At 72.4% G+C, this 21,595-nt stretch carries 21 protein-coding genes; 13 read left to right on the top strand and 8 right to left on the bottom strand.

Features of this window, described 5'->3' with window-relative positions:
• Positions 1-23: 23 nt before the first annotated feature.
• Entirely contained in the window at positions 24-581 is a 558-nt protein-coding gene (locus CFP65_RS39560) for a hypothetical protein (RefSeq protein ID WP_158702584.1), read from the bottom strand.
• A gap of 189 nt (positions 582-770) precedes the next feature.
• Here CFP65_RS39560 and CFP65_RS39555 point away from each other — a divergent pair, with 189 nt between their 5' ends.
• Positions 771-911 (top strand): hypothetical protein, encoded by a 141-nt coding sequence (locus CFP65_RS39555; RefSeq protein ID WP_158702583.1) that lies wholly within the window; start codon positions 771-773, stop codon positions 909-911.
• Positions 912-951: 40 nt separating this feature from the next.
• Here the strand turns inward: CFP65_RS39555 and CFP65_RS38250 are convergent, their stop codons facing one another.
• The gene (locus tag CFP65_RS38250) at positions 952-1,398 is read right to left on the bottom strand and encodes a TIGR03618 family F420-dependent PPOX class oxidoreductase (RefSeq protein WP_104820476.1); all 447 of its coding nucleotides are present in this window, start codon (positions 1,396-1,398) and stop codon (positions 952-954) included.
• 202 nt (positions 1,399-1,600) lie between these two features.
• Between CFP65_RS38250 and CFP65_RS38245 the strand changes: the two genes are divergently transcribed.
• The 3 genes from CFP65_RS38245 (at position 1,601) to CFP65_RS38235 (ending at position 4,955) form a co-directional block, all read left to right on the top strand.
• Positions 1,601-1,792, top strand: a complete 192-nt coding sequence (locus CFP65_RS38245) for a ferredoxin (protein WP_104821421.1) — start codon at positions 1,601-1,603, stop codon at positions 1,790-1,792.
• 140 nt (positions 1,793-1,932) lie between these two features.
• Positions 1,933-3,129 carry a cytochrome P450 gene (locus CFP65_RS38240; protein WP_104820475.1) on the top strand — a complete coding sequence of 399 codons (1,197 nt, stop codon included), beginning with the start codon at positions 1,933-1,935 and terminating at the stop codon, positions 3,127-3,129.
• 296 nt (positions 3,130-3,425) lie between these two features.
• A complete protein-coding gene (locus CFP65_RS38235) occupies positions 3,426-4,955 on the top strand; it encodes a UDP-N-acetylglucosamine 1-carboxyvinyltransferase (protein ID WP_104821420.1) in 1,530 nt (509 codons plus the stop codon).
• A 152-nt stretch (positions 4,956-5,107) separates the two neighbouring features.
• Here the strand turns inward: CFP65_RS38235 and CFP65_RS38230 are convergent, their stop codons facing one another.
• Positions 5,108-5,641: a DoxX family membrane protein gene (locus tag CFP65_RS38230; RefSeq protein ID WP_104820474.1), complete on the bottom strand. Its 534-nt coding sequence runs from the start codon at positions 5,639-5,641 to the stop codon at positions 5,108-5,110.
• Positions 5,642-6,129: 488 nt separating this feature from the next.
• On the opposite strand from CFP65_RS38230, the gene CFP65_RS38225 reads away from it, so the two are divergent.
• The 5 genes from CFP65_RS38225 to CFP65_RS38205 all read left to right on the top strand — a co-directional run bounded on the left by CFP65_RS38225 (position 6,130) and on the right by CFP65_RS38205 (position 12,649).
• On the top strand, positions 6,130-7,062 hold the full coding sequence (locus CFP65_RS38225; protein ID WP_104820473.1) for a pseudouridine synthase: 933 nt from the start codon (positions 6,130-6,132) through the stop codon (positions 7,060-7,062).
• 149 nt (positions 7,063-7,211) lie between these two features.
• Entirely contained in the window at positions 7,212-10,058 is a 2,847-nt protein-coding gene (locus CFP65_RS38220) for a penicillin acylase family protein (RefSeq protein ID WP_104820472.1), read from the top strand.
• Positions 10,059-10,192: 134 nt separating this feature from the next.
• Positions 10,193-10,975: an SGNH/GDSL hydrolase family protein gene (locus CFP65_RS38215; protein ID WP_104820471.1), complete on the top strand. Its 783-nt coding sequence runs from the start codon at positions 10,193-10,195 to the stop codon at positions 10,973-10,975.
• Between the two features lie 136 nt (positions 10,976-11,111).
• Positions 11,112-11,642 carry a DUF4231 domain-containing protein gene (locus CFP65_RS38210; protein WP_104820470.1) on the top strand — a complete coding sequence of 177 codons (531 nt, stop codon included), beginning with the start codon at positions 11,112-11,114 and terminating at the stop codon, positions 11,640-11,642.
• A gap of 50 nt (positions 11,643-11,692) precedes the next feature.
• Positions 11,693-12,649, top strand: a complete 957-nt coding sequence (locus tag CFP65_RS38205) for an SMP-30/gluconolactonase/LRE family protein (RefSeq protein WP_104820469.1) — start codon at positions 11,693-11,695, stop codon at positions 12,647-12,649.
• Between the two features lie 142 nt (positions 12,650-12,791).
• Here CFP65_RS38205 and CFP65_RS38200 read toward each other — a convergent pair whose 3' ends face one another.
• Both CFP65_RS38200 and CFP65_RS38195 read right to left on the bottom strand, forming a co-directional pair.
• The gene (locus CFP65_RS38200; RefSeq protein ID WP_104821419.1) at positions 12,792-13,688 is read right to left on the bottom strand and encodes a diiron oxygenase; all 897 of its coding nucleotides are present in this window, start codon (positions 13,686-13,688) and stop codon (positions 12,792-12,794) included.
• Positions 13,689-13,840: 152 nt separating this feature from the next.
• Complete coding sequence (locus CFP65_RS38195; protein ID WP_104820468.1) at positions 13,841-14,368, bottom strand: gamma carbonic anhydrase family protein; 528 nt, start codon at positions 14,366-14,368, stop codon at positions 13,841-13,843.
• Positions 14,369-14,583: 215 nt separating this feature from the next.
• On the opposite strand from CFP65_RS38195, the gene CFP65_RS39550 reads away from it, so the two are divergent.
• Together CFP65_RS39550 and CFP65_RS38185 are read left to right on the top strand one after the other, a co-directional pair.
• The gene (locus tag CFP65_RS39550; RefSeq protein WP_158702582.1) at positions 14,584-14,748 is read left to right on the top strand and encodes a hypothetical protein; all 165 of its coding nucleotides are present in this window, start codon (positions 14,584-14,586) and stop codon (positions 14,746-14,748) included.
• A gap of 194 nt (positions 14,749-14,942) precedes the next feature.
• Entirely contained in the window at positions 14,943-16,529 is a 1,587-nt protein-coding gene (locus CFP65_RS38185) for a M1 family metallopeptidase (protein ID WP_104820466.1), read from the top strand.
• A 7-nt stretch (positions 16,530-16,536) separates the two neighbouring features.
• Here the strand turns inward: CFP65_RS38185 and CFP65_RS38180 are convergent, their stop codons facing one another.
• Positions 16,537-17,355, bottom strand: a complete 819-nt coding sequence (locus CFP65_RS38180; protein ID WP_158702581.1) for a hypothetical protein — start codon at positions 17,353-17,355, stop codon at positions 16,537-16,539.
• 92 nt (positions 17,356-17,447) lie between these two features.
• Between CFP65_RS38180 and CFP65_RS38175 the strand changes: the two genes are divergently transcribed.
• A complete protein-coding gene (locus CFP65_RS38175; RefSeq protein ID WP_104820464.1) occupies positions 17,448-17,972 on the top strand; it encodes a GNAT family N-acetyltransferase in 525 nt (174 codons plus the stop codon).
• A gap of 73 nt (positions 17,973-18,045) precedes the next feature.
• Here the strand turns inward: CFP65_RS38175 and CFP65_RS38170 are convergent, their stop codons facing one another.
• Positions 18,046-18,840 (bottom strand): transglycosylase family protein, encoded by a 795-nt coding sequence (locus tag CFP65_RS38170; protein WP_104820463.1) that lies wholly within the window; start codon positions 18,838-18,840, stop codon positions 18,046-18,048.
• Between the two features lie 403 nt (positions 18,841-19,243).
• Complete coding sequence (locus CFP65_RS38165; RefSeq protein WP_104820462.1) at positions 19,244-20,470, bottom strand: MFS transporter; 1,227 nt, start codon at positions 20,468-20,470, stop codon at positions 19,244-19,246.
• A gap of 115 nt (positions 20,471-20,585) precedes the next feature.
• On the opposite strand from CFP65_RS38165, the gene CFP65_RS38160 reads away from it, so the two are divergent.
• Positions 20,586-21,509 (top strand): ROK family protein, encoded by a 924-nt coding sequence (locus tag CFP65_RS38160; RefSeq protein WP_104820461.1) that lies wholly within the window; start codon positions 20,586-20,588, stop codon positions 21,507-21,509.
• Positions 21,510-21,595 lie beyond the last annotated feature (86 nt).

The raw sequence follows: 21,595 nt of genomic DNA, 5'->3' as shown, positions 1-21,595 counted from the left end.
CACGAGGGTGAGGTGAGGAGCCATCAGGGGCTCCTGTCTTCGGACGGGGGCCCCTTACGGCTTGCCGTGCGGCCGACCTCGGCGGGGCTGAGGAGGAGATGGCGGGCGAGCTGGCGCTGCAGGGCGGTGATGGCCTGGGCCGCCAGGACGGTGGTGAGCAGGGCCGCCAGGCCCGTGGCGAAGTGCAGGGCCGGGGGCTGGACCTGCTGGGTGGCGGGCGGACGTGGGAGCTCCGGGTCTCGCAGCACCGGGCGGAGCAGCCGGGAGACCTCGGTGAGGACGATCGACCACCCGCAGGCGGTGACGCCGGTCGCCACCAGATTCAGCGGAGTGCTGAGCAGGCCGTGGCTCAGCACTCGGCGGGGCAGATGGCTCGCCCGGCCAACGGGCAGCCCCAACATGGCGAGTACGAACCGGCGCTGGCGAACTGCGGTCGAACGACCGGCCAGCGCCATCGGGATGGCCGCGAGACCGACGGGCAGAGAGAGCAGGGCATAGGCGTGCCGGCGCCAGAGCCGGCCGGAGGAACGGGCGCTCTCGGGGCGGCGGACACCGCCGCCTCGGGATCGAGTGGTCGTCATCAGGATCACCTCGTAGCTGGGACTTGTTCCGACAGGTCTGATCCTGCTCCCGACCCGAGGTGATGTCAGTCGTGCCTACACCCGTCATTGCAGGTAGGGGTAGCACCTACCTGCCCTTTCGTGATCGCCTCTCTCGAGAACCGGTCCGCCTCTTTCGGGAACCGGTCCTCGTGCTCGCTGGAACCAGCAGTGGACTGCACGCGCGGGCAACCCGCCCGACGGACCGTTCTGCACCGCAGCAGCGGCAGCGCGCCCTTCACCCCCAGCGGCATGGCGCTCACCCTCGCGCTGCCGCGCCTGCCCGCCCGGGTCTCGCCCCGGGCGGGGTGATGCACCATCAGGCCGACAGAACCAAGAAGATGACGGACCGTCAGGCTCCGGAGACCGGACCGCCCCGGCGGAATCGCTCGACGCCGATGATGTGGCGCACCTTGGTCGGGCGGACGAGGACCGCCACCCGCTGCTCCCCGGGCACGCCCCACTCGTAGCGCTCGACACCCAGGTACTTTCGGGCCAGCCCGTCCATCCGGTCGCGCGCCTCCTCGCCCTCGATGAAGCGGGACACCACGCCGCTGATCTGCACGCGGTCGTACGGATCGGCCGCGTCGGCATGGGAGAGGTAGACCCGTGGGTCCCGGCGCAGGTTCTCCTCCTTCACCCGGCCCACCGAGGTGTTGAACATGAGCTCCTCCTCGCCCTCCAGGTCGACCCACATCGGGCTGACCTGTGGTGCTCCGTCGGGGCAGACGGTGCCGACGTACCAGATGTTGGCGGCGCTCAGCCGCGCCCGGACCGCGTCATCGAAGGTTACGGACATGCCCGGAGGCTACCCAGCGCGCGGCCGCGGAACCGGGACCACCGCGCGCAACGGTTGGCGGAAGGAGGTGTTCCGGGGGTCGGAATCGGCCATTCTGTAGTCGATCGACCAGTGGCTCTTCGTGTGCGACTGAGCAGGGGTTAGGTTGGAGTCAAGCCAGTTGGTTGCCCTGGGCAACCTCACCCTCAGGAAGGTGGCCGCGATGCTCGTGACGGTGGACCGGGGTCGTTGTTGCAGCTCGGGGCAGTGCGTGCTGACCGCCCCGACGGTGTTCGACCAGAGCGACGAGGACGGCCTGGTCGAGGTGCTCCAGCCGACCCCTCCGGCGTACCTCGCACCCGACGTCCGCCTCGCCGCTACCCTGTGCCCCGGTCGGGCCATCACCGTCACCTGAGCCCCGCACCCAGGCCGCTCCACCCCGAGCCCCAGCCGCACCAGGCCACCGAAGCGCCACGAAGCACAGCGAAGCCAAGTCTCCAAGTCAGCAAGGAAGCACGGCAGTTCACCCACCCCCCCGGAAGGGAACCCCACCCCATGCCTCCGTCCGACGGCAAGGTCCTCGTCCTCCCGGCCCCCGCAGACCGCTGCCCCTTCGATCCCCCCTCCGCCTACCAGCAGGCCGCCGCCGCGGCGTCCGTCACCCGGACCGAGCTATGGGACGGCTCGATCTGCTGGCTGGTGACCGGCCACGACGAGGTGCGGACCGTCCTCGGCGACCAGCGGTTCAGCGCCGAGCCGCACCGCCCCGGCTTCCCCTTCCTCACCCCGGGCCGGCGCCAAGTCGTCGTCGACAACCCGGTGTTCCTCCGGATGGACGACCCCGACCACGCCCGGCTGCGGCGGATGCTCACCGGCGACTTCCTGGTGAAGCGGGTCGAGGAGCAGCGTCCGGCGATCCAGCGGATCGTGGACGAGACGCTGGACCGGATGGTCGCGGGCGGTTCTCCAGCCGATCTGGTCACCGAATTCGCGCTGCCCGTACCGTCCTTGGTGATCTGCGAGCTGCTCGGCGTGCCCTACGCGAACCACGAGCACTTCCAGCAGCTCAGCCGCACCCTGCTCGACACCTCCAAGTCGGAGCTCGAAGTCGGCACCGCTCAGCGTGAGTTGCGGTCGTACCTGACCGAACTCGCCGAGCACAAGCGGCGCGAGCCCGCCGACGACATCCTCAGCCGACTGGCCAACCGGGAGGACCTGAGCCCGCGCGAGACGGCCGCCTCGGCGCTGCTGCTACTCGTCGCCGGGCACGAGACCACGGCCAACATGACGGCGCTCTCCACCCTCGCACTGCTCCGCGCACCCGAGCAGGCCGCCCGGCTCCGCTCCGGGGAGACCACGGCGAAGGCGGCCGTCGAGGAGTTGCTGCGCTACCTGTCGATCGTGCAGATCGGGGTGCCCCGGGCGGCGATCGAGGACCTGACCCTGGGCGGCACCCGGATCCGCGCCGGGGAGGGCGTGCTCTGCATGCTCTCCACCGCCAACCGGGACGACGAGGTCTTCCCCGACGGCGACGAGCTCGACCTGGACCGGGACGCCCGCCGGCACCTGGCCTTCGGCTTCGGCGTGCACCAGTGCCTGGGCCAGCCGCTGGCCCGCGCCGAGCTGCAGATCGCGCTCCGCACCCTCTTCCTCCGCCTGCCCGGCCTGCGGCTCGCCGTGGACGAGGCCGAGCTCACCTACCGCACCACGATGGTGGTGCACGGCGTGGACTCCCTCCCCGTCGCCTGGTGAACCCCGGGATCCACCGAGGCCGCACCGCACCGCCGCACTACACCACACCACGCCGCACCACACCACGCCGCACCACACCACGCCGCTCCACGCCGCACCACGCCCCACCAAACCACGCCGCACCGCGCCGCACCGCGCCACGGACGGCCGACCATCACCGAACGCACACCGAAACGCCCGAACATCACCAGACGCATACTCATGGAGCCGATCGCACCCCCATTGACCAGCGACGTCACATCAGACCCACACCCTCGCCACATCCCACATCTCACACGTGAGATACAGTGCTCCGCGTGACCGACGACTACCTCCTGCGCATCGGCAAGCTCATCCGCGACGCCCGCCAGCACCGTGGCCTGACCCAGGCCCAGCTCGGCGAGGCGCTGGCCACCAGCCAGAGCGCCGTCAACCGGATCGAGCAGGGAAAGCAGAACATCAGCCTCGACATGATCGCCCGGATCGGCGAGGCCCTGGACAGCGAGATCGTCTCGCTGGGCTACGCGGGCCCCATGCACCTGCGCGTCACGGGTGGCACCAAGCTCTCCGGTGCCATCGACGTGCGGACCAGCAAGAACGCCTGCGTGGCGCTGCTCTGCGCCTCCCTGCTCACCACCGGCCGCACCACGCTCCGTCAGGTGGCCCGGATCGAGGAGGTCTACCGGCTCCTGGAGGTGCTCTCCAGCATCGGCGTCAAGGTGCGCTGGATCAACGAGGGCCGCGACCTGGAGCTCACCCCGCCCGCCGAGCTCGACCTGGCCTCGATGGACGTGGCGGCGGCCCGCCGCACCCGCAGCGTGCTGATGTTCCTCGGCCCGCTGATGCACCGCGCCGAGCAGTTCGCCATCCCGTACGCGGGCGGCTGCGAACTCGGCACCCGCACCGTCCAGCCGCACCTGCACGCGCTCCAGCAGTACGGCCTGGAGGTGGCCACCACCAGCGGCAGCTACCACGCCACCGCCACCCCCGGCGTCTCGCCGGCCCGCCCGATCGTGCTGACCGAGCGCGGCGACACGGTGACCGAGAACGCGCTGCTGGCCGCCGCCCGGCACGACGGCGTGAGCGTCATCCGCAACGCGAGCCCCAACTACATGGTCCAGGACCTCTGCTTCTTCCTGGAGCAGCTGGGCGTGAAGATCGAGGGCATCGGCACCACCACCCTGACGGTGCACGGTCTGCCGCGGATCGACTGCGACGTGGACTACTCCCCCGCCGAGGACCCGGTGGAGGCGATGAGCCTGCTGGCCGCCGCCGTGGCCACCTCCTCGGAGCTGACCATCCGCCGGGTGCCGGTGGAGTTCCTGGAGATCGAGCTCGCCGTCCTGGAGCAGATGGGCCTCGACTACGACCGCACCGAGGAGTACCCGGCGGCCAACGGCCGGACCCGGCTGGTCGATCTGACCGTGCGGCCCTCCAAGCTGACGGCCCCCACCGACAAGATCCACCCGATGCCCTTCCCGGGCATCAACATCGACAACATCCCGTTCTTCGCGGTGATCGCCGCCGCCGCGCACGGCACCACGCTGATCCACGACTGGGTCTACGAGAACCGCGCGATCTACCTCACCGAGCTCACCCGCCTCGGCGCGGACGTCAAGCTGCTCGACCCGCACCGGGTGCTGGTCCAGGGCCCGACCCGCTGGCGCGCCGCCGAGATGATGTGCCCGCCGGCCCTGCGCCCGGCCGTGGTGATCCTGCTCGCGATGCTCGCCGCCGAGGGCGTCTCGGTGCTGCGCAACGTGTACGTGATCAACCGGGGCTACGAGGACCTCGCCGAGCGCCTCAACTCGATCGGCGCGCGGATCGAGACCTTCCGCGACATCTGAGCCATCGGCGACGCGCGGCACCGGCCTGGCGCCGGCAGCGCGTCCGCGGCGCCGGCAGCGCGGACACGGCGACGGACGGCAGCGCGGACACGGTGGTGGCCCGGGACGGAACAGGTCCCGGGCCACCACCGTGCGGCTTTCGAGGGGAGCGCTCAGTGCCGGGCGCCGACCCCGACCTTCTCGCCGCGCGACTGCTCCGCCCCGGCCGGACCCTGCGCGTGGGCCGCCGTCGCGGGCAGCCCCGGCAGGATCCCCCGAGGCTGCACACAGACGATCAGCCCGGCGGTGAGGAGCACGATGTTCTTCACCACGAACTCGCCGGTCATGCTCAACTCCCAGGGCTGGTGGTGCTGGTAGGCCACACCTGGCAGGAAGATCAGCACCGAGAAGGTGCCCAGCATGTGCACCACGAACAGCGGCAGCAGCCGGTGCAGCTGCCGCGCGGTGAGGAACCAGAGGCCCATCACGATCTCCAGCGCGCCCAGCGCCGGGACGAACCAGCTCGGGGTCGGGAAGGGCACGGCGTCCTTGACCAGCTGTCCGACCGGTGTCACGTTGAAGAGCTTGAGCGCGCCGAACCAGATGTACACCACGCCGACCGTCCAGCGCAGCACCGTCATCGCGCGGGCGCGCACCTGACGGTGGATGGCCTTCTGCAGCCCCGCCAGGGACTGGATTTGCGCCATGATGGCTACCTCCGTTGAGCTTTCGGTCCGATATCCGTCCACGTTCCTCGCCCCCCTGACGGACTCCGTGCAGGCGGTGTGACCACCGGGCACGCCGGACGAGGGCGGCAGCTGGATTGTGGTCTTCTCGCGAACATCGGGCCGAACACATGATCGAGCAGCCCGGTTACTCCGTCGGATCTCCACACGACATCGGCCGATCACACTCAATCCCGGACCGACAACCCCTCGCACCCGAGGGGTCCGATGCACCCACCGGTACCCAGGTGGCTGTGCACACGTCAGACAACTACCGGTGATAGTACAACAGTTGATCCGTACGAGGAAGGTTCGACGGCGTTCCATTCCACTGCGGTCCCATCCTCCCCATTCCGCCTCACCGGCCACCGTCCACCGTCCACCGTCCACCGGCCACCTCGGAATGCTCCGGATCGTCCCGGCGGCGGCCGCCCGGCGTGCTCCGCAAGAGAGGCCCTAGGGTGGAGCGCATGAGACGCAGATCCGCCGTGCCCCCCGCGCCGCTCCCGCAGCGGCACGGGATCGACCCCGTGCGGCTGCGCCTGCCCTGGGAGGGACCGTGGGTCACCGTGCGGGACCACCTGGTCGAGCGCCTGCCGGTGCCCGCCGAACTGATCGACGCGATGTTCGCCGAGGGAGCCGTGCACGGGGTGGCCGGGCCGCTCGCCGTCGACGCGCCCTTCGTGCCGGGGGCCCACCTCTGGTACCACCGCGAGCTCGCGCCGGAGACCCCGGTGCCCTTCCCGCTCACCGTGCTGCACCGGGACGAGCGGATCCTGGTCGTCGACAAGCCGCACTTCCTCGCCATGACCCCGCGCGGGCGGCACGTCACCGAGACCGCGCTGGCCAAGCTGCGCCGCGAGCTCGACCTGCCCGCGCTCAGCCCGGCCCACCGGCTCGACCGGCTCACCGCCGGCCTCGCCCTCTTCGTGCTCCGGCCGGAGCTGCGCGGCGCCTACCAGGGCCTCTTCCAGGACCGGCTGGTCCGCAAGGCCTACCGGGCCGTCGCCCCCTTCCGCCCCGAGCTGGAGCTGCCCCGCACCGTGCGCAGCCGGATCCTCAAGGAGCGCGGCGAGCTGGCCGCCCGCGAGGTGCCGGGCGAGCCGAACAGCGAGAGCCGGGTGGAGCTGCTCGACCACCGCGCGGGCCTCGGCCTCTACCGGCTGCTCCCCCATACCGGCCGCACCCACCAGCTCCGGCTCCACCTGTGCAGCCTGGGCATCCCGATCCTGGGCGACCCGCTCTACCCCGAGGTGCTGCCCGAGACCGCCCCGGACGACTTCCGCGACCCGCTCCAACTCCTCGCCGCCGAACTCGAGTTCACCGACCCGGTGACGGGCGTGGAGCTGAGTTTCCGCAGCCGCCTGGAGCTGAGCGCCTGGCCGACCACCCCGAAGCACTGACCGATCAGGGTCGATCACCAACTCACCGCCGACCGGCGGCGATTCGACAAACATGAGCCATCCTCAGAAATGGCATGCACGCCACTAGCCAACCGGCCAGTAGCCGACTTACCGTCTCAACTCCCCGTAGCCTCAACGGAGGAGCTGGCATGCCCCCACGCACCCGCCCACGCACCCTCACCATCCCGCCGAGACTCACCGCGAGAATCCGGCCGAGCAGGCTCAAGCTCGTGGCCGCCGTCCTCGCGGGCGCGCTGCTCACCACCACCGCCCTGGCCGCCGTACCGGCCGGAGCCGCCACCGGCCACGCCACCACCCTGGACTACTGCGGCGGCCGCTGCTCCGACATCCTGCCGCCCGGCGAGAACGGCAACGCCACCCTCGCCGACATCCTCGGCAACAAGGCCTTCGGCACCCGCCCCGCGCACACCGACGACCAGCTCGGCCCCTACGCCGCCCTGGCCGCCGCCTACCCGTCCCTGACGGACAGTCAGTTGAACAGCTTCTTCAACGACTCCTCCTTCGGCGTGCCGGCCGCCCAGGTCGCCAGCACCACCTCGCCCCGCTCCGACGTGACCATCGTCCGCGACAAGGCCACCGGCGTCCCGCACATCACCGGCACCACCCGCTCCGGCACCGAGTTCGGCGCGGGCTACGCCGCCGCGCAGGACCGGCTCTGGCTGATGGACCTGTTCCGGCACGTCGGGCGCGGCGAGCTCTCCGGCTTCGCGGGCGGCGCCGCCGCCAACCGGCAGCTGGAGCAGAGCTTCTGGCAGGCCGCGCCGTACACCGAGGCCGAGCTGCAGAGCCAGATCGACGCCATCTCCAACCAGGGCGACCGGGCCCGGCAGGCGCTGTCCGACGCCCAGGCCTACCTGGACGGTATCAACCTGTACATCTCGCAGTCGTACAACGGCCGCTACTTCCCCGGCGAGTACGACCTGACCGGGCACATCAACCCGATCACCAACGCGGGCGGGATCGACCAGTTCAAGCTGACCGACCTGGTCGCGCTGGCCTCCGTGGTCGGCGCGCTCTTCGGCGCCGGCGGCGGTGGCGAACTCGCCTCCGCCCAGGTCAAGCTGGCCGCCGAGGCGCGCTACGGCAAGGACGCCGGCGACGCGGCCTGGAAGTCGCTGCGCGAGGCGGACGACCCGGAGGCCGTGCAGACCCTGCACGACGGCCAGCAGTTCCCGTACGCCACCGTGCCGGACGACCCACAGGGCGTGGCCATGCCCGACCCGGGTTCGGTGGTGCCGGAGCAGCTGATCTACGACGCCACCGGTTCGGCCGGGCTGAAGAGCACCAAGGCCCCCGGCGTGCTGCCGGGCAACCTGCTGACGGCCAAGCACGGGATGTCCAACGCGCTGCTGGTGGGCGGCAGTCACACCGCCGATGGGCACCCGGTGGCCGTCTTCGGGCCGCAGACCGGGTACTTCGCGCCGCAGCTGCTGATGCTGGAGGAGCTCCAGGGCCCGGGCATCAGCGCCCGGGGCGCCGCCTTCGCCGGGCTCAGCTTCTACGTGCAGCTCGGGCGCGGGCAGGACTACGCCTGGAGCGCCACCTCGGCCGGGCAGGACATCACCGACACCTACGCGGTGCCGCTCTGCACCACCGACGGTTCGCCGGCGACACTGGCCTCCAACTCTTACCTCTGGCACGGCACCTGCACCCCGTTCGACAAGCTGGTGCGGCAGGACTCCTGGAGCCCGACCACGGCCGACTCCACCGCCGCCGGGTCGTACTCGCTGGTGATGTACCGGTCGAACTACGGCCTGGTGCAGGCCCGCGGCACCGTCGGCGGCAAGCCCGTCGCCTTCACCTCGCTGCGCTCCACCTACCGGCACGAGGCCGACTCCATCATCGGCTTCCAGATGCTCAACGACCCCGGTGCGGTGCACGATCCGGCGAGCTTCCAGCAGGCGGCGCAGAACATCAACTACACCTTCAACTGGTTCTACGCCGACTCCGCGCACATCGCCTACTACAACTCCGGCAGCAACCCCGTCCGCGCCCCGGGGGTGGACGGCGGCCTGCCCACCTGGGGCCTGCCGGCCTACGAGTGGCAGGGCCTGAGCCCGGCCGGCAACACCGCGCAGTACACCCCGCCGGCCCAGCACCCGCAGTCGGTGGACCAGGACTACTACATCTCCTGGAACAACAAGCAGGCCTCCCAGTACACCTCCGCCGGCTTCGGCAACGGCTCGGTGCACCGCGGCAACCTGCTCGACGACCGGGTCAAGGACCTGCTCAAGGGCAGTGCCAAGGTGACCCGTTCGACCCTCGTGCAGGCGATGGAGGGCGCGGCGGTGGCCGACCTTCGCGGTGAGGACGTGCTGCCGGAGATCCTCCGGGTGATCACCAGCTCTCCCGTCACGGATCCCAAACTCGCCTCCCTCGTCGCCCAGTTGACCAACTGGGAGACGGCCGGCTCGCAGCGCCGGGAGACCACGGCGGGCAGCCACGTGTACGCGAACGCCGACGCCATCCGCACCATGGACGCCTGGTGGCCGCTGCTGGCCGACGGCGTCTTCCGGCCCGGCCTCGGCGACCAGCTGTTCGGCGCGCTGACCGGCGCCCTGCAGATCAACGAGTCGCCCTCCGGCGGCCAGACCGGCCCGACCAGCGGCGGAGTGAGCGCCAACGAGTCGATCCCGCACAAGGGTTCCTCCTTCCAGTACGGCTGGTGGAGCTATGTCGACAAGGACCTCCGCTCGCTGCTCGGCGACCACGTCGCGGGCCCGCTGGCCCAGCCGTACTGCGGCGGCGGTGACCTGGCGGCCTGCCGCACGGTGCTGCTGACCACCCTCGGCCAGGCCGCCGCCCAGACCCCGGCCCAGGTCTACCCCGGCGACGACGGCGGCTGCGCGGCCGGCGACCAGTGGTGCGCCGACACCATCGTCCAGCGCCCGCTCGGCGGCGTCACCGACAACCGCACCACCTGGCAGAACCGCCCGACCTACCAGCAGGTGGTCTCCTTCGCGAGCCACCGGTAGAACCGGCAGACACCCCCGAACTCCACGGTGGCCGGCCCTGACCTGACACGGTCGGCCGCCGTGGCCAATCTCACCCTGCGCAATCGCCCACCTACGGTGGCGTAGGTCACTTCAAACAGTGAACTATTCAGCTCATGGCTGACCACCAGGAGACCTTTGCCCCACGTTCGTACGCCGCCCTCGGCGACAGCTTCACCGAGGGCCTCAACGACCCCGGCCCGGACGGGCGCTACGCCGGCTGGGCCGACCGCCTGGCCGGCCTCCTCGCGGGGCAGCGCCCCGACGGCGACTTCCGCTACGCGAACCTCGCCGTGCGCGGCCGTCTGCTCGACCAGATCGTCGCCGAACAGGTGCCCCAGATCGAGCAGTTGCAGCCCGAGCTGGTGACCTTCTGCGCGGGCGGCAACGACATCCTGCGCCCGGGCAGCGACCCGGACGAGGTCGCCGAGCGCTTCGAGACCGCCGTGCTGCGGCTGCGCGAGCAGGCCGGCACGGTGCTGGTGGCCACCGGCTTCGACACCCGCGGCGTGCCGGTGCTCGGCCTGCTCCGCGGCAAGATCGCCACTTACAACGGCCACCTGCGGGCCATCGCGGACCGCAACGGCTGCGTGGTGGCCGACCTCTGGGCGCTCAAGTCGGTGCACGACAAGCGGGCTTGGAGCGAGGACCGACTGCACCTCTCCCCCGAGGGCCACCAGCGGGTCGCCCTGCTGGCCGCCCGCTCGCTCGGCCTCACCACCGAGGAGGACCCGGAGGCCCCCTGGCCGGCCCAGGCCGAGCAGACCGCGGCCGACGCCCGCCGTGAGAACGTCCAGTGGGCCCGCGAGCACCTGCTCCCCTGGGTCACCCGCCGCCTGCGCGGCGAGTCCTCGGGCGACAACCTCTCGGCCAAGCGCCCGGACCTGCTCCCGCTCTGACCCGGCACCCGCCCGAGGACGCACCCGCCCGAGGACGCACCCACCCCGCCGGGAGCCGAGCCCGCCGTCGGGCCACCCCGCCGGGGCGCCGCACCCGCCAACACCGGTGCGGCGCCCCGGCGGTAAGGTCTGCGCCATGACCATCGCCAGTTTCGGCCCGGACCCGGCCGCCCACTCCTCCGCAGCCGACCACTGGTGGGCCCGGCTGCGCGGGCCGCACGGCGAGGGGCTGCCGCCGAGCGTGCCGGAGCGGATCAGCTGGTACGAGATCCAGGCCCGGCGGCACCGCCTCGGCCACCACCTCTCCGAGGCGGCGGTGCTGCTGCTCGGCGCCGCCGTGCCGGCCACCATCGCGGCGGGCGCACCCGCCGTGGTGCCCGCCGTGCTCGGCGCGCTGGTGGCGGCGGGCACCGGTGCCCGCCAGCTCTTCCGCTGGGGCGACAACTGGATCCGGCACAGCCGGTACCTGGTCCAGCTCCAGGGCGAGGTGGTGGCCTGGAGCACCGGCGCGGCGCCGTACCAGGACCGGGCCACGGCGGGCACCCTGCTGACCACCCGGGTCGAGGAGCTGGTCCGCGCCGAGAGCGGCGACTGGGTCGGCATGCTGACCGACCCCTCCCGTCATCCACCCACCGAGCCCTCCCGCAACTCGCCTCCCTCCCCCTAGAGTTGGCGCGGGCCGCAAGCCTGCGGCCCACAGCCGAACGGGGGAACCGAATGCTGTCGAGGAAGTCGGCGCTGCCACTGTTGCTGGCCGCCGCGCTCGCCCTGGGTCTGCCGGGTCTGGCCGGGGCGGCCACCGCGCCCGTCTCCGACCCGCACATCCTCACCCACTTCGACCAGTCGGCGCTCCAGATGCCGGAGAACATCGCACTGGAGCCGGACGGTTCGATCGACCTCTCGCTCTCCTACTCCGACCAGCTCGCCCGGGTCGACCGCACCGGGCACACCACCGTGCTGGCCACCCTGCCCGCGCCGGCCGACGGCGGGGTCAACACCCCGTTCTCCGGACAGCAGTTGATCACCGGTCTGGTCCGCGCCTGGGACGGTACGCTGTACACCGCGTACAGCACCGGCACCGCCGACCTGACCGGCATCTGGCGGCTGCCCCCCGGCGGAGCCCCGAGCCGCGTGGCCGCGCTGCCCACCGACACCTTCGCCAACGGGATGGCCCTGGACGAGCTGCACGGCCTGATCTACGCCACCGACTCGGCCCGCAGCCTGATCTGGCGGATCCCGCTGCACGGCGGCGCCCCGACCGTCTGGGCCCGGACGCCCGAACTGTCGGGCACGGCGGACAACCCCTTCGGGGCCAACGGGCTGAAGCTGCACAACGGCGCGCTCTGGGCCTCCAACATGGCCAAGGGCACCCTGGTCCGCTACCCGGTCGACTGCCACGGCCAGGCCGGCGACCCGCAGGTCCGCGCCACCGGGCTGACCTCGATCGACGACTTCGCCTTCACCGGCCAGGGCGACACCCTGCTGGCCACCCTCAACCCGCTCGCCGAGGTGGCCCTGGTCCGCCCCGACGGCAGCCACACCATCGTGCTCACCGCCGCCGACGGCCTCACCAATCCGACCTCGGTCGCCGTCCGCGGCGGCACCGTCTACGTGACCGACGCCGCCTACGGCGGCACCGACCCCAACCTGCTCACCGCCCACCTGAGCCACTGACCCGAGCCGCTGACCCGAGCCGCTGACCTGAGCAGCTGACCCGAGCCGCCGGCCGGGCGGCTGACGGGCGGCTGACGCAGTCGGTCGGTGGGGCCGCTCTCCAACGGCCCCACCGACAGTCCCGCACCGCCACCGGATCCGGTCAGATCACACCGACCCGGCGCAGCAGCCAGCGGTTGGCCGGGCCGACCAGGCCGGCCCGGTCGAGCACGCCGATCGCCTTGGCCGCCATCTCCACCTTGGTGGCCCGCCAGTACGGATTGGCCAGCGCGGCGCGGCGGCCCACCTCCGGGTCGATGCCGACGGCGGCGTAGACCCGGGGGTGGATCAGGCTCTTGGTGGAGCGGAAGATGACCAGGCCGAGCAGCAGCTGCTCGTACCGGCGGCGCACCGGGCCGAGGTCGCGGCGCACCAACTCCTCACGGGCGTAGGTGATGTGGCGCGACTCCTCGATCACGTGGATCCGGGAGACCTGACGCACCATCGGCTGGAGCGCCTCGTCGTTCATCATCTCGCGCTGGAAGGCGTCCAGGATCTCCTCGACGTACATGGTGCCGCCGAAGGTCTGGCTGTGCGTGGAGGTGGCCTTGAAGAACCGGCCCAGCTCGTGCGAGACCCGGCCGGGGCCGTAGGCAGGGGCGCCCATCCAGGAGATCATCTTGGCGAACATCACCGAGTGCCGGCACTCGTCGGCGATCTCGGTGAGCGCGTACTGCACGTGCGCGCTGGTCGGGTCCCGGTCGAAGGCGTGCCGGAGCAGCATCTGCATCAGGATCTCCTCGAACCAGATGCCGACGCTGGCCACGCTGGCCACCTCGTGCTTGCTGAGCTCGATCCGCTGGGCCTCCGTCAGCGTCTCCCAGAGCGCGGTGCCGTAGAGCGAGACCCGGTGCGGCGGCAGGTAGTACGCGCCCTCGACCGGCTCGGCCTCCCAGTCGATCTCCTTGAGCGGGTCGAAGGAGAGCTTCGCACTGGAGGCCAGCAGCCGTTCGGCCGTCTTCTTCCGGTCTCTGGCCCGCTCCTCGGTGGTGGTGGTCATCTGCCCCTGCCCCTCTGCCTCGCCGCCGGGCCCGCTGCGGCCCACTACCTCATGAAGCTAGGGACTATTAGACATCGAGTCAATAGTGTCGACAGCCACCGTCGCGAAGACCTCGCGGAGAACCTGCGCGGACCCCGCGACGACGGCCCCGGTCAGCCCTCGAACGCCTCGGCGTGCGCGGCGGCCAGCAGCAGGTACCCCTCGCCGTTCAGCTTGATCGAGGCCCGCTCCTCCTCGGTCAGCGCGCGCCGCACCTTGCCGGGTACCCCGGCCACCAGCGAGCCGGGCGGGATCTCGCTGCCCTGCGGCACCACGGCCCCGGCCGCGATCAGCGAACCGGTGCCCACCCGGGCCCCGTTGAGCACCACCGCCCCCATCCCCACCAGCACGTCGTCCTCCACCGTGCAGCCGTGCAGCACCGCGTTGTGCCCCACCGTCACCCGCTCGCCGACCACCAGCGGGAAGCCCGGGTCGGCGTGCAGGGTGCAGTTGTCCTGCACGTTGCTGCCCCGCCCGACCGAGATCCGCTCGGCGTCCCCGCGCAGCACCGCGCCGTACCAGACGCTCGCCCCCTCGGCCAGCCTCACCGCCCCGACCACCACCGCGTTCGGCGCCAGGAACGCCGCCGGGTCCACCTCGGGCACCATCGGACCCACCGCCTTGACCAGCGGTTCCGTCATTTCGCTCTCCTTCGCCTCGACCGACCGGCAGACTGCTCTCAGCGCGTACACCACACAGACCGGGAGCAGCGCCATGGGAATCATCCTCCTCGACGGCTCGTACCCGTGTTCCGCCTGCGGCGGCACGGGCTACGTGCAGCGGGACGGGCTCACGTACCCTTGCTCCTCGTGCGGGGGCTCGGGCCGCATCACCGTGAGCTAGGCAGGGAGCGCAGATGTTCTGTCCCACGTGCAAGGGCACCGGGTACACCGACATGTTCGACCCCGTGACCGGGAGACCGTACCCGGACCTCAAGATGCCCTGCGACCGCTGCGACGCGACCGGCCACGCCCCGGAGCGCCGGCGCGACCCGGTCACCCACCGGCCCGAGGGCCGGTAGTCACGTACGCACAGGCCCCCGCCGGGCTCACCGGGCGGGGGCCTTCCGCATGCCCCGCGCCGCGTCCCCTGCACTCCGTCAGATTTCCCAGCATGAACATCTCACAAAGCACGCATGGAACACCTCCCCACCGGACAGCCATCGGGCGAAGCTGACGTCATCCGTCGACCGACCACCCGCACCGGAGGACCTTCGTGCGCAAGAGGATCATCGCCGCCGCCGCGAGCGCCGTCATGCTGCTGCTCGCCGTCCCGGCCTCGGCCGCCGCCCCCACCCCGGGCGCGCCGGGCGTCGGCGACCCGTACTACCCGACGTACGGCAACGGCGGCTACGACGTCTCGCACTACGACCTCAGGCTCAAGTACCAGCCCACCACCGACTTCCTGGAGGGCACCGCCACCATCCTGGCCACCACCACCCAGGCGCTCTCCCGGTTCAACCTGGACTTCGCCCTGGACGTGCAGGAGGTCCGGGTCAACGGGCGTCCGGCCACGTACGCCTTCACCGGCGAGCAGGAGCTCGAGGTCACCCCGGCCGCCGCGCTGGCCAAGGGCCAGCCGATCACCGTGGTGGTCCGCTACTCGGGCACCCCCTCGAAGGTGAAGCGGTACGGCTTCGACGCCTGGCTGCGCACCCCGGACGGCGGCGTCGCGGCCGACGAGCCCGAGATGGCCTGGTGGTGGTTCCCGAGCAACGACCACCCGCTGGACAAGGCCACCTTCGACGTCTCCGTCCTGGTGCCCGACGGCACTCAGGCGATCAGCAATGGCACGCTGGTGTCGAGCAGTTCGAAGCTCGGCTGGACGCGCTTCAACTGGCGCGAGAACAAGCCGCAGGCCACCTACCTGGCCACCCTGGCCGTCGGCCACTTCGACCTCTCCACCGCGACCACCACCGCCACCGGCATCCCGGTGATCAACGCCTACAGCAAGGACCTCGGCGACAACGACGGCGCCGCCCGGGCCAGCCTGGAGCGCACCGGCGAGATCGTCGACTGGCTGAGCACCTACTTCGGCCCCTACCCCTTCGCCACCGTCGGCGGCTACGTGCCCAACGTGACCACCGGGTACGCGCTGGAGAACCAGACCCGGGTCTTCTACAGCCCCAAGCAGTTCGCCAAGGGCGCCAACACCTCCGTCGTGGTGCACGAGTTGGCGCACCAGTGGTACGGCGACAGCGTCTCGCTGGAGAAGTGGAGCGACATCTGGCTGAACGAGGGCTTCGCCACCTACGCCCAGTGGCTCTGGTCCGAGCACGAGGACGAGGGCACGGCGCAGCAACTGGCCGACTACGTCTACGCCTCGCACCCGGCCGACGACGCGTTCTGGCAGATCGAGCCGGGCGACCCGGGCGCGGACGACCCGTTCGCCCTGCCGGTCTACGACCGGGGTGCGCTCGCCATCCAGCAGCTGCGCAACACCGTGGGCGACCAGAAGTTCTTCGAGATCCTCAAGGCCTGGCCCACCGAGCACCGGTACGGCAACGGCACCATCGCGCAGTTCCGGGCGCTGGCCGAGCGGATCTCCGGCAAGCAGCTCGGGCCGCTCTTCCAGACCTGGCTCTACACCAAGGGCAAGCCGGCCCTGCCCGGCGCCACCGCCAAGCTCGCGGCGCCCCAGCCGCGCTCCTGGGCCCAGATCCAGGCCAGCAACGCCGAGCACCCTCGGCCCGCCAAGTCCGCCAAGCCGGCCACCCAGTGGCCGCCCGCCCAGGGCGCCCAGCCCGCTCAGCCCGCCACCCAGTGGCCGCCGGCCCAGCCCGGCATCGCGCCCACCCGGTAACGAACACTCAGCCCGGCAGCGCCGCCGCCCAGTAGTCCGGCTGCAGCGGCTCCCGGCCGGTGAGGTCCGCCCGGACCTCACCGGCCAGCTTGCGGGTGTCCCGCCGGTTGACCACCGCGCCGACCCCGGCGCCGACCAGCAGCGGGGTGAGCGAGGGCAGCCGGCGTAGTGAGCTGTGTACCAGCCGCCTGCGCACCTTCTGCCGCACCTCGGCGCCGAGCGCCACGGCGGCCAGGCTGGCCGGGGCGACCAGCATCGCGCCGTCGATCCCGCGCCGCTCGGCCCAGGCCGTCACGTACGCCCCGGCCCGCTGGGTCCGGGTGCCGCTCGGCGGGCGGCCGTAGACCTCGTGCAGCTCGGCGATCAGCTTGATCTCCACGGCCGCCACCGCGAGCGCCTCGGCGGCCAGCTCCACCGGCATCGCGGGCGGCACCGGCAGCATCGCCGCCGCGCCGATGCTCGCCCCGACCGCCCCGGCGGCCCGGCAGGCGCCGAGCACCAGGCGGTCGGCCAACTCCTCGGGGGTGGCGGCGTCCGGGTGCTGGGCCCGCAGCGTGGCCAGGTCGCGCACCGGGATCCGCGGCGCCGCCTCCAGCAGCCGGTCGGCCAACGCCTTGCCGCCGCGGCCGGCCGCCACCCCGCCCTTGGCCAGCAGGCCGCCGACCGAGGTGGTCAGCTCCCGGGCCCGCTGCCGCCCGCGCTGGTGCCAGACCACCACCGGCTCCCCGGCCGGCCCCCGCTCCATCTGCACCGCGAGCGCGGCCAGCTCCTCGGCCACCTGCTCCGGATCCGGCTGCTCGCTGTCACGCCCACGCTTCCATCCCATGCCCCACCGCCTACCCCGCCGAGCGCCCCACCCACCCCGACCGGCCGGAAATCCGCTCGACCCGCCGAGCCGGGCATGCTTACGGTGCGGCCATGACCGAATTGCGGACCGACCGCCTCCTCATCCGCCAGTGGCGGGACAGCGACCTCGAGCCCTGGGCGGCGATGAACGCCGATCCCGAGGTGCGGCGGTACTTCCCCACCGTGCTCACGGCCGAGCAGAGCGCCGGTTCGCTCGCCGCCTTCCGAGCCGACATCGAGGAGCGCGGCTGGGGCTTCTGGGCCGTCGAGGTGGCGGCCACCGGCGAGTTCATCGGCTTCACCGGGCTCGACCCGGTGGACGAGGGCATGCCCTTCACCGGCGTGGAGGTCGGCTGGCGCCTGGCCCGCACCGCCTGGGGCCACGGCTACGCCACCGAGGCCGCCCGGGCCGTGCTCGCCCTCGGCTTCGAGGTGCTCGGCCTGCCCGAGATCCTCGCCGTCACCGCCGTGGGCAACCACCGCTCGCGCGCCGTGATGGCCCGCCTCGGCATGAGCTACGACCCGGCCGACGACTTCGACGAGCCCGAGATCGAGGGCCCGCTGCGCGCCAGCGTGGTCTACCGCCTCAAGCCCTGACCCCAGCGGCCGCGGACATGCGCGAAGGCCGCGCGAGCAGTGCTCGCGCGGCCTTCGCCGTTCGACCGTACGGTCAGATGCTCAGCACCTGGCCGGGCAGGATCAGGTCCGGGTTGCCCCCGATGACCTTGGCGTTGTGGCTGTACAGGGTGGAGAGGTCGACGCCGTGGGCGGCGGCGATCTCGCTCAGGGTGTCGCCGCTCTTGACGGTGTAGTTGCCGCCGGCGCTCTTCGCGGCCGGGGCGGACTTCTTCGCCGGAGCCTCGGCAGCCTTCGGGGCGGCGGCCTTGGGGGCAGCGGCCTTCGGGGCGTCGGCCTTCGGGGTCGACTGCTCGGTGGTCAGGGTCTGACGCTCGGTGCCACGGGAGGCGGCCGAGGTGTCGTTCTTCGGCGCGGACTTGGTGCTGGTGTCGGCGGACTTGTCCGACTTGGTGCTGGTGCCGGCCGAGGACGAGGTGTCGACCTGGGCGGCGGCGCCACCCGCGGTCAGGCCCGCCTTGACGGAGCAGACCGGCCAGGCGCCGGGGCCCTGGTCGGCGAGCACCTTCTCGGCGATGGCGATCTGCTGGCCCTTGCTCGCCTGGTCGGCGGAGGCCGCGTACTGGGTACCGCCGTAGGCGGCCCAGGTGCTCGGGGTGAACTGCAGGCCGCCGTAGAAGCCGTTGCCCGAGTTGATGCTCCAGTTGCCGGTGCTCTCGCACTGGGCGACCGCGTCCCAGGTGGAAGTGGACGCGGCAGAGGCCGAGGTGGCCGTGACGAGGCCCGCAACCGGGAGAGCGGCCACAGCGCCGCCCATCAGGACCATCCGCAGGCGGTTGCGCTTGGCGGAGGTGGTGGTGGCAGCGGTGGTCTCGTTACGGAAGGTCATACAGATCCTCTCGGAAGCCCCGGGCGGACAGCACGAAGAAGACCCACGTAGGGGTGTCCTCGGGTGTCGCACGCAGCGGGCGGCTGCTCACGCGTCTGACGCGGTCTGCCGCCCCGGTCACCGGCCCGCCTGCGCCGTCCACCTGAGTGGCGGGGGGCTGCGGGGGTGAACCCGGGTGGTGCGCTGTGCACTGGTTACGAAGCTACGAGCCGTCCGGGGGGCCTGACAAGCATTTCGGCGAAATGCCAGCTCAGAGCAGTGTTACCGAAGGTACGACCGGTCCGTTCCCCCCGATTTCAAGGGCCGACCGCCCATTCGGCAAGATCATCCAGGGCCCCGATGTGCCCCCGGTCACCCGCTCCCGGCCGTGACCCCGGTCACCTTCTCCACCGAGCGCCACGGCTCAGGCACGGACGGTCGGATTCTCCGCCCCCGCCGGCGCCGCTCCGGTGGCCCCGCTCACAGCCGCCCGCTCCGACCCCCGTTCCGGCCCCCGGTCGAGCGCCCAGGAGACCGTCGCGATCACGCAGCCGACCCCCGCCAGCGCCGCCCCGACCAGCACCGGGGAGACCCAGCCGAGCCCGGCGTCCAGCGCCACCCCGCCGAGGAAGGCTCCCTGGGCGTTGGCCAGGTTGAAGGCCCCCTGCACGGTCGCGCTGGCCAGCGTCGGCGCCTGCCGCGCCTTGCTCAGCACCAGCGTCTGCACCGTGGGCACGGTGGCGAACCCGCAGAGCCCGACCAGCACCACCACGACGGCCGCCGACCACTCGGCCCGCGCCGCCACCGCGAGCAGCGCGAGCGAGAGCGCCATCGAGAGGAAGGCCAGGCAGATGGCCGGCCGCAGCGCCCGGTCCGCCGCGTACCCGCCCAGTGCGTTGCCCAGCGTCATGCCCACCCCGAACAGCGCGAGCACCAGCGTCACCGAACCCTCGGCGAAGCCCGACACCTCGGTCAGCAGCGGCGCGATGTAGCTGTAGCAGGCGAACAGCCCGGCGCAGCCGAACACCACCGTGGCCAGCGCAAGCCAGAGCTGCCCGCTCCGGAAGGCGGCCAGCTCGCGCCGCAGGCCCGCCTGCGGGTGGCTGGGCAGCGCGGGCACCAGCTTGGCCGTGGCCACCGTGCCCAGCGCCCCGATCCCGACCACCACGAGCATCGCGGCCCGCCAGCCCAGGTGCTGCCCCAGCAGGGTCGCCCCGGGCACCCCCACGATGTTGGCGATGGTCAGCCCGGAGAACATCACCGCCACCGCCCGCGCCCGCAGCTGCGGCGCCGCCAGCTCGGCGGCGGCCACCGCCCCGGCCCCGAAGAACGCCCCGTGCGGCAGCCCGGTCACCAGCCGCGCCCCGAGCAGCCACCCGAACCCGGGCGCCAGCGCGCAGAGCAGGTTGCCCACGGTGAACAGCCCGACCAGCCCGGTCAGCACCGCCTTGCGCGGCAGCCGCGCGGTCGCCGCCGTCAGCAGCGGCGCCCCGACCACCACCCCGATCGCGTAAGTGGATATCACCCACCCGGCCTGCGGGATGGACACCCCCAGGTCCTCGGCCATCTGCGGCACGAGCCCCATCGCGGCGAACTCGGTGGTGCCGATCGCGAACGCGGTGAGGGCGAGGGCGAGCAGCGCCACGGGCATGGGGGACGACTCCGGGGGGAGGGGGTGGGGAGCGGCGTGAGTCTACCGGCCCGGCGGATGCCAGAATTTGCCCTGCGCCCGGCCGAGCGGCCGGGGCGGTGGGAGGGAGAAACCCGTGGCTACAGGCACGATCGCGGCGGTCGACATCGGCGGCACCAAGATCGCGGTGGGCCTGGTGGCCTCGGACGGCGCCCTGCTCGCCACCGCCCGCCGCCCCACTCCGGCCGAGTCCGACGGCGAGACGGTGCTCAAGGCCCTCCTCTCCGGCCTCGACGAGCTCGCCGCCCACCCCGCCTGGGCCGGCGTGACCGCGGTCGGCATCGGCAGCGCCGGCCCGGTGGACACCGCCGCCGGCACCGTCAGCCCGGTGAACATCCCCGGCTGGCGCGGCTTCCCGGTCGCTGCCCGGGTCGCCGAGCACCTCGGCCACCGCCTGCCGGTGGTGCTCACCGGCGACGGCATCGCCATCGCCGCCGCCGAGCACCGCTTCGGGGCCGCCCGCCCCTACGACAACGCCCTCTGCATGGTGGTCTCCACCGGCGTCGGCGGCGGCCTGATCCTGAACGGCGCCCTGCACTCCGGCCGCACCGGCAACGCGGGCCACATCGGCCACATCTCGGTCGACCTGGACGGCGAGACCTGCCCCTGCGGCTCCCGGGGCTGCCTCGAACGCCTCGCCAGCGGCCCCGCCATCGCCCGCCACGCCGCCGCCCTCGGCTGGCACCCGCTCGGCCCCGACACCTCCGCCGCCGCCGTGGCCACCGCCGCCGCGGCAGGCGACCCCGCCGCCCTCGCCGCCTACGACCGCGCCGGCCGCGCCCTCGCCGCCGGCATCGCCGCCACCGCCACCCTGGTAGAGCTCGACGCCGTCGTGATCGGCGGCGGCGTAGCCCAAGCGGGCGACCTCCTCCTCTCCCCCCTCCGCAGCCACCTCGCCACCTACGCCGCCCTCCCCTTCACCACCCACCTCACCGTCCACCAGGCCAACCTCGGCCCGGAGGCCGGCCTGATCGGCGCCGCCGCAGCCGCCATGGGCTAGTACCACCAGGGGCGCGGGGAACTGCGCGAGATCGGAAGAGACCGCCCCGCACCGACCGCTGGGGGCCCGTTGCACCATCAACGTTC

Source organism: Kitasatospora sp. MMS16-BH015, assembly GCF_002943525.1.
GTDB lineage: Bacteria > Actinomycetota > Actinomycetes > Streptomycetales > Streptomycetaceae > Kitasatospora.
Note: the sequence above shows the minus strand (reverse complement) of the source record. Positions and strands in the feature narration are given on the sequence as shown.

Coding starts and splice junctions, on each gene's coding strand:
- CFP65_RS38170 (WP_104820463.1), bottom strand. CDS start 18,840: ATGACCTTCCGTAACGAGACCACCGCTGCCACCACCACCTCCGCCAAG.
- CFP65_RS38195 (WP_104820468.1), bottom strand. CDS start 14,368: ATGACGGAACCGCTGGTCAAGGCGGTGGGTCCGATGGTGCCCGAGGTG.
- CFP65_RS38250 (WP_104820476.1), bottom strand. CDS start 1,398: ATGTCCGTAACCTTCGATGACGCGGTCCGGGCGCGGCTGAGCGCCGCC.
- CFP65_RS38240 (WP_104820475.1), top strand. CDS start 1,933: ATGCCTCCGTCCGACGGCAAGGTCCTCGTCCTCCCGGCCCCCGCAGAC.
- CFP65_RS38210 (WP_104820470.1), top strand. CDS start 11,112: ATGACCATCGCCAGTTTCGGCCCGGACCCGGCCGCCCACTCCTCCGCA.
- CFP65_RS39550 (WP_158702582.1), top strand. CDS start 14,584: ATGTTCTGTCCCACGTGCAAGGGCACCGGGTACACCGACATGTTCGAC.
- CFP65_RS38225 (WP_104820473.1), top strand. CDS start 6,130: ATGAGACGCAGATCCGCCGTGCCCCCCGCGCCGCTCCCGCAGCGGCAC.
- CFP65_RS38230 (WP_104820474.1), bottom strand. CDS start 5,641: ATGGCGCAAATCCAGTCCCTGGCGGGGCTGCAGAAGGCCATCCACCGT.
- CFP65_RS39560 (WP_158702584.1), bottom strand. CDS start 581: ATGACGACCACTCGATCCCGAGGCGGCGGTGTCCGCCGCCCCGAGAGC.
- CFP65_RS38245 (WP_104821421.1), top strand. CDS start 1,601: ATGCTCGTGACGGTGGACCGGGGTCGTTGTTGCAGCTCGGGGCAGTGC.
- CFP65_RS38220 (WP_104820472.1), top strand. CDS start 7,212: ATGCCCCCACGCACCCGCCCACGCACCCTCACCATCCCGCCGAGACTC.
- CFP65_RS38205 (WP_104820469.1), top strand. CDS start 11,693: ATGCTGTCGAGGAAGTCGGCGCTGCCACTGTTGCTGGCCGCCGCGCTC.
- CFP65_RS38175 (WP_104820464.1), top strand. CDS start 17,448: ATGACCGAATTGCGGACCGACCGCCTCCTCATCCGCCAGTGGCGGGAC.
- CFP65_RS38165 (WP_104820462.1), bottom strand. CDS start 20,470: ATGCCCGTGGCGCTGCTCGCCCTCGCCCTCACCGCGTTCGCGATCGGC.
- CFP65_RS38215 (WP_104820471.1), top strand. CDS start 10,193: ATGGCTGACCACCAGGAGACCTTTGCCCCACGTTCGTACGCCGCCCTC.
- CFP65_RS38200 (WP_104821419.1), bottom strand. CDS start 13,688: ATGACCACCACCACCGAGGAGCGGGCCAGAGACCGGAAGAAGACGGCC.
- CFP65_RS38180 (WP_158702581.1), bottom strand. CDS start 17,355: ATGGGATGGAAGCGTGGGCGTGACAGCGAGCAGCCGGATCCGGAGCAG.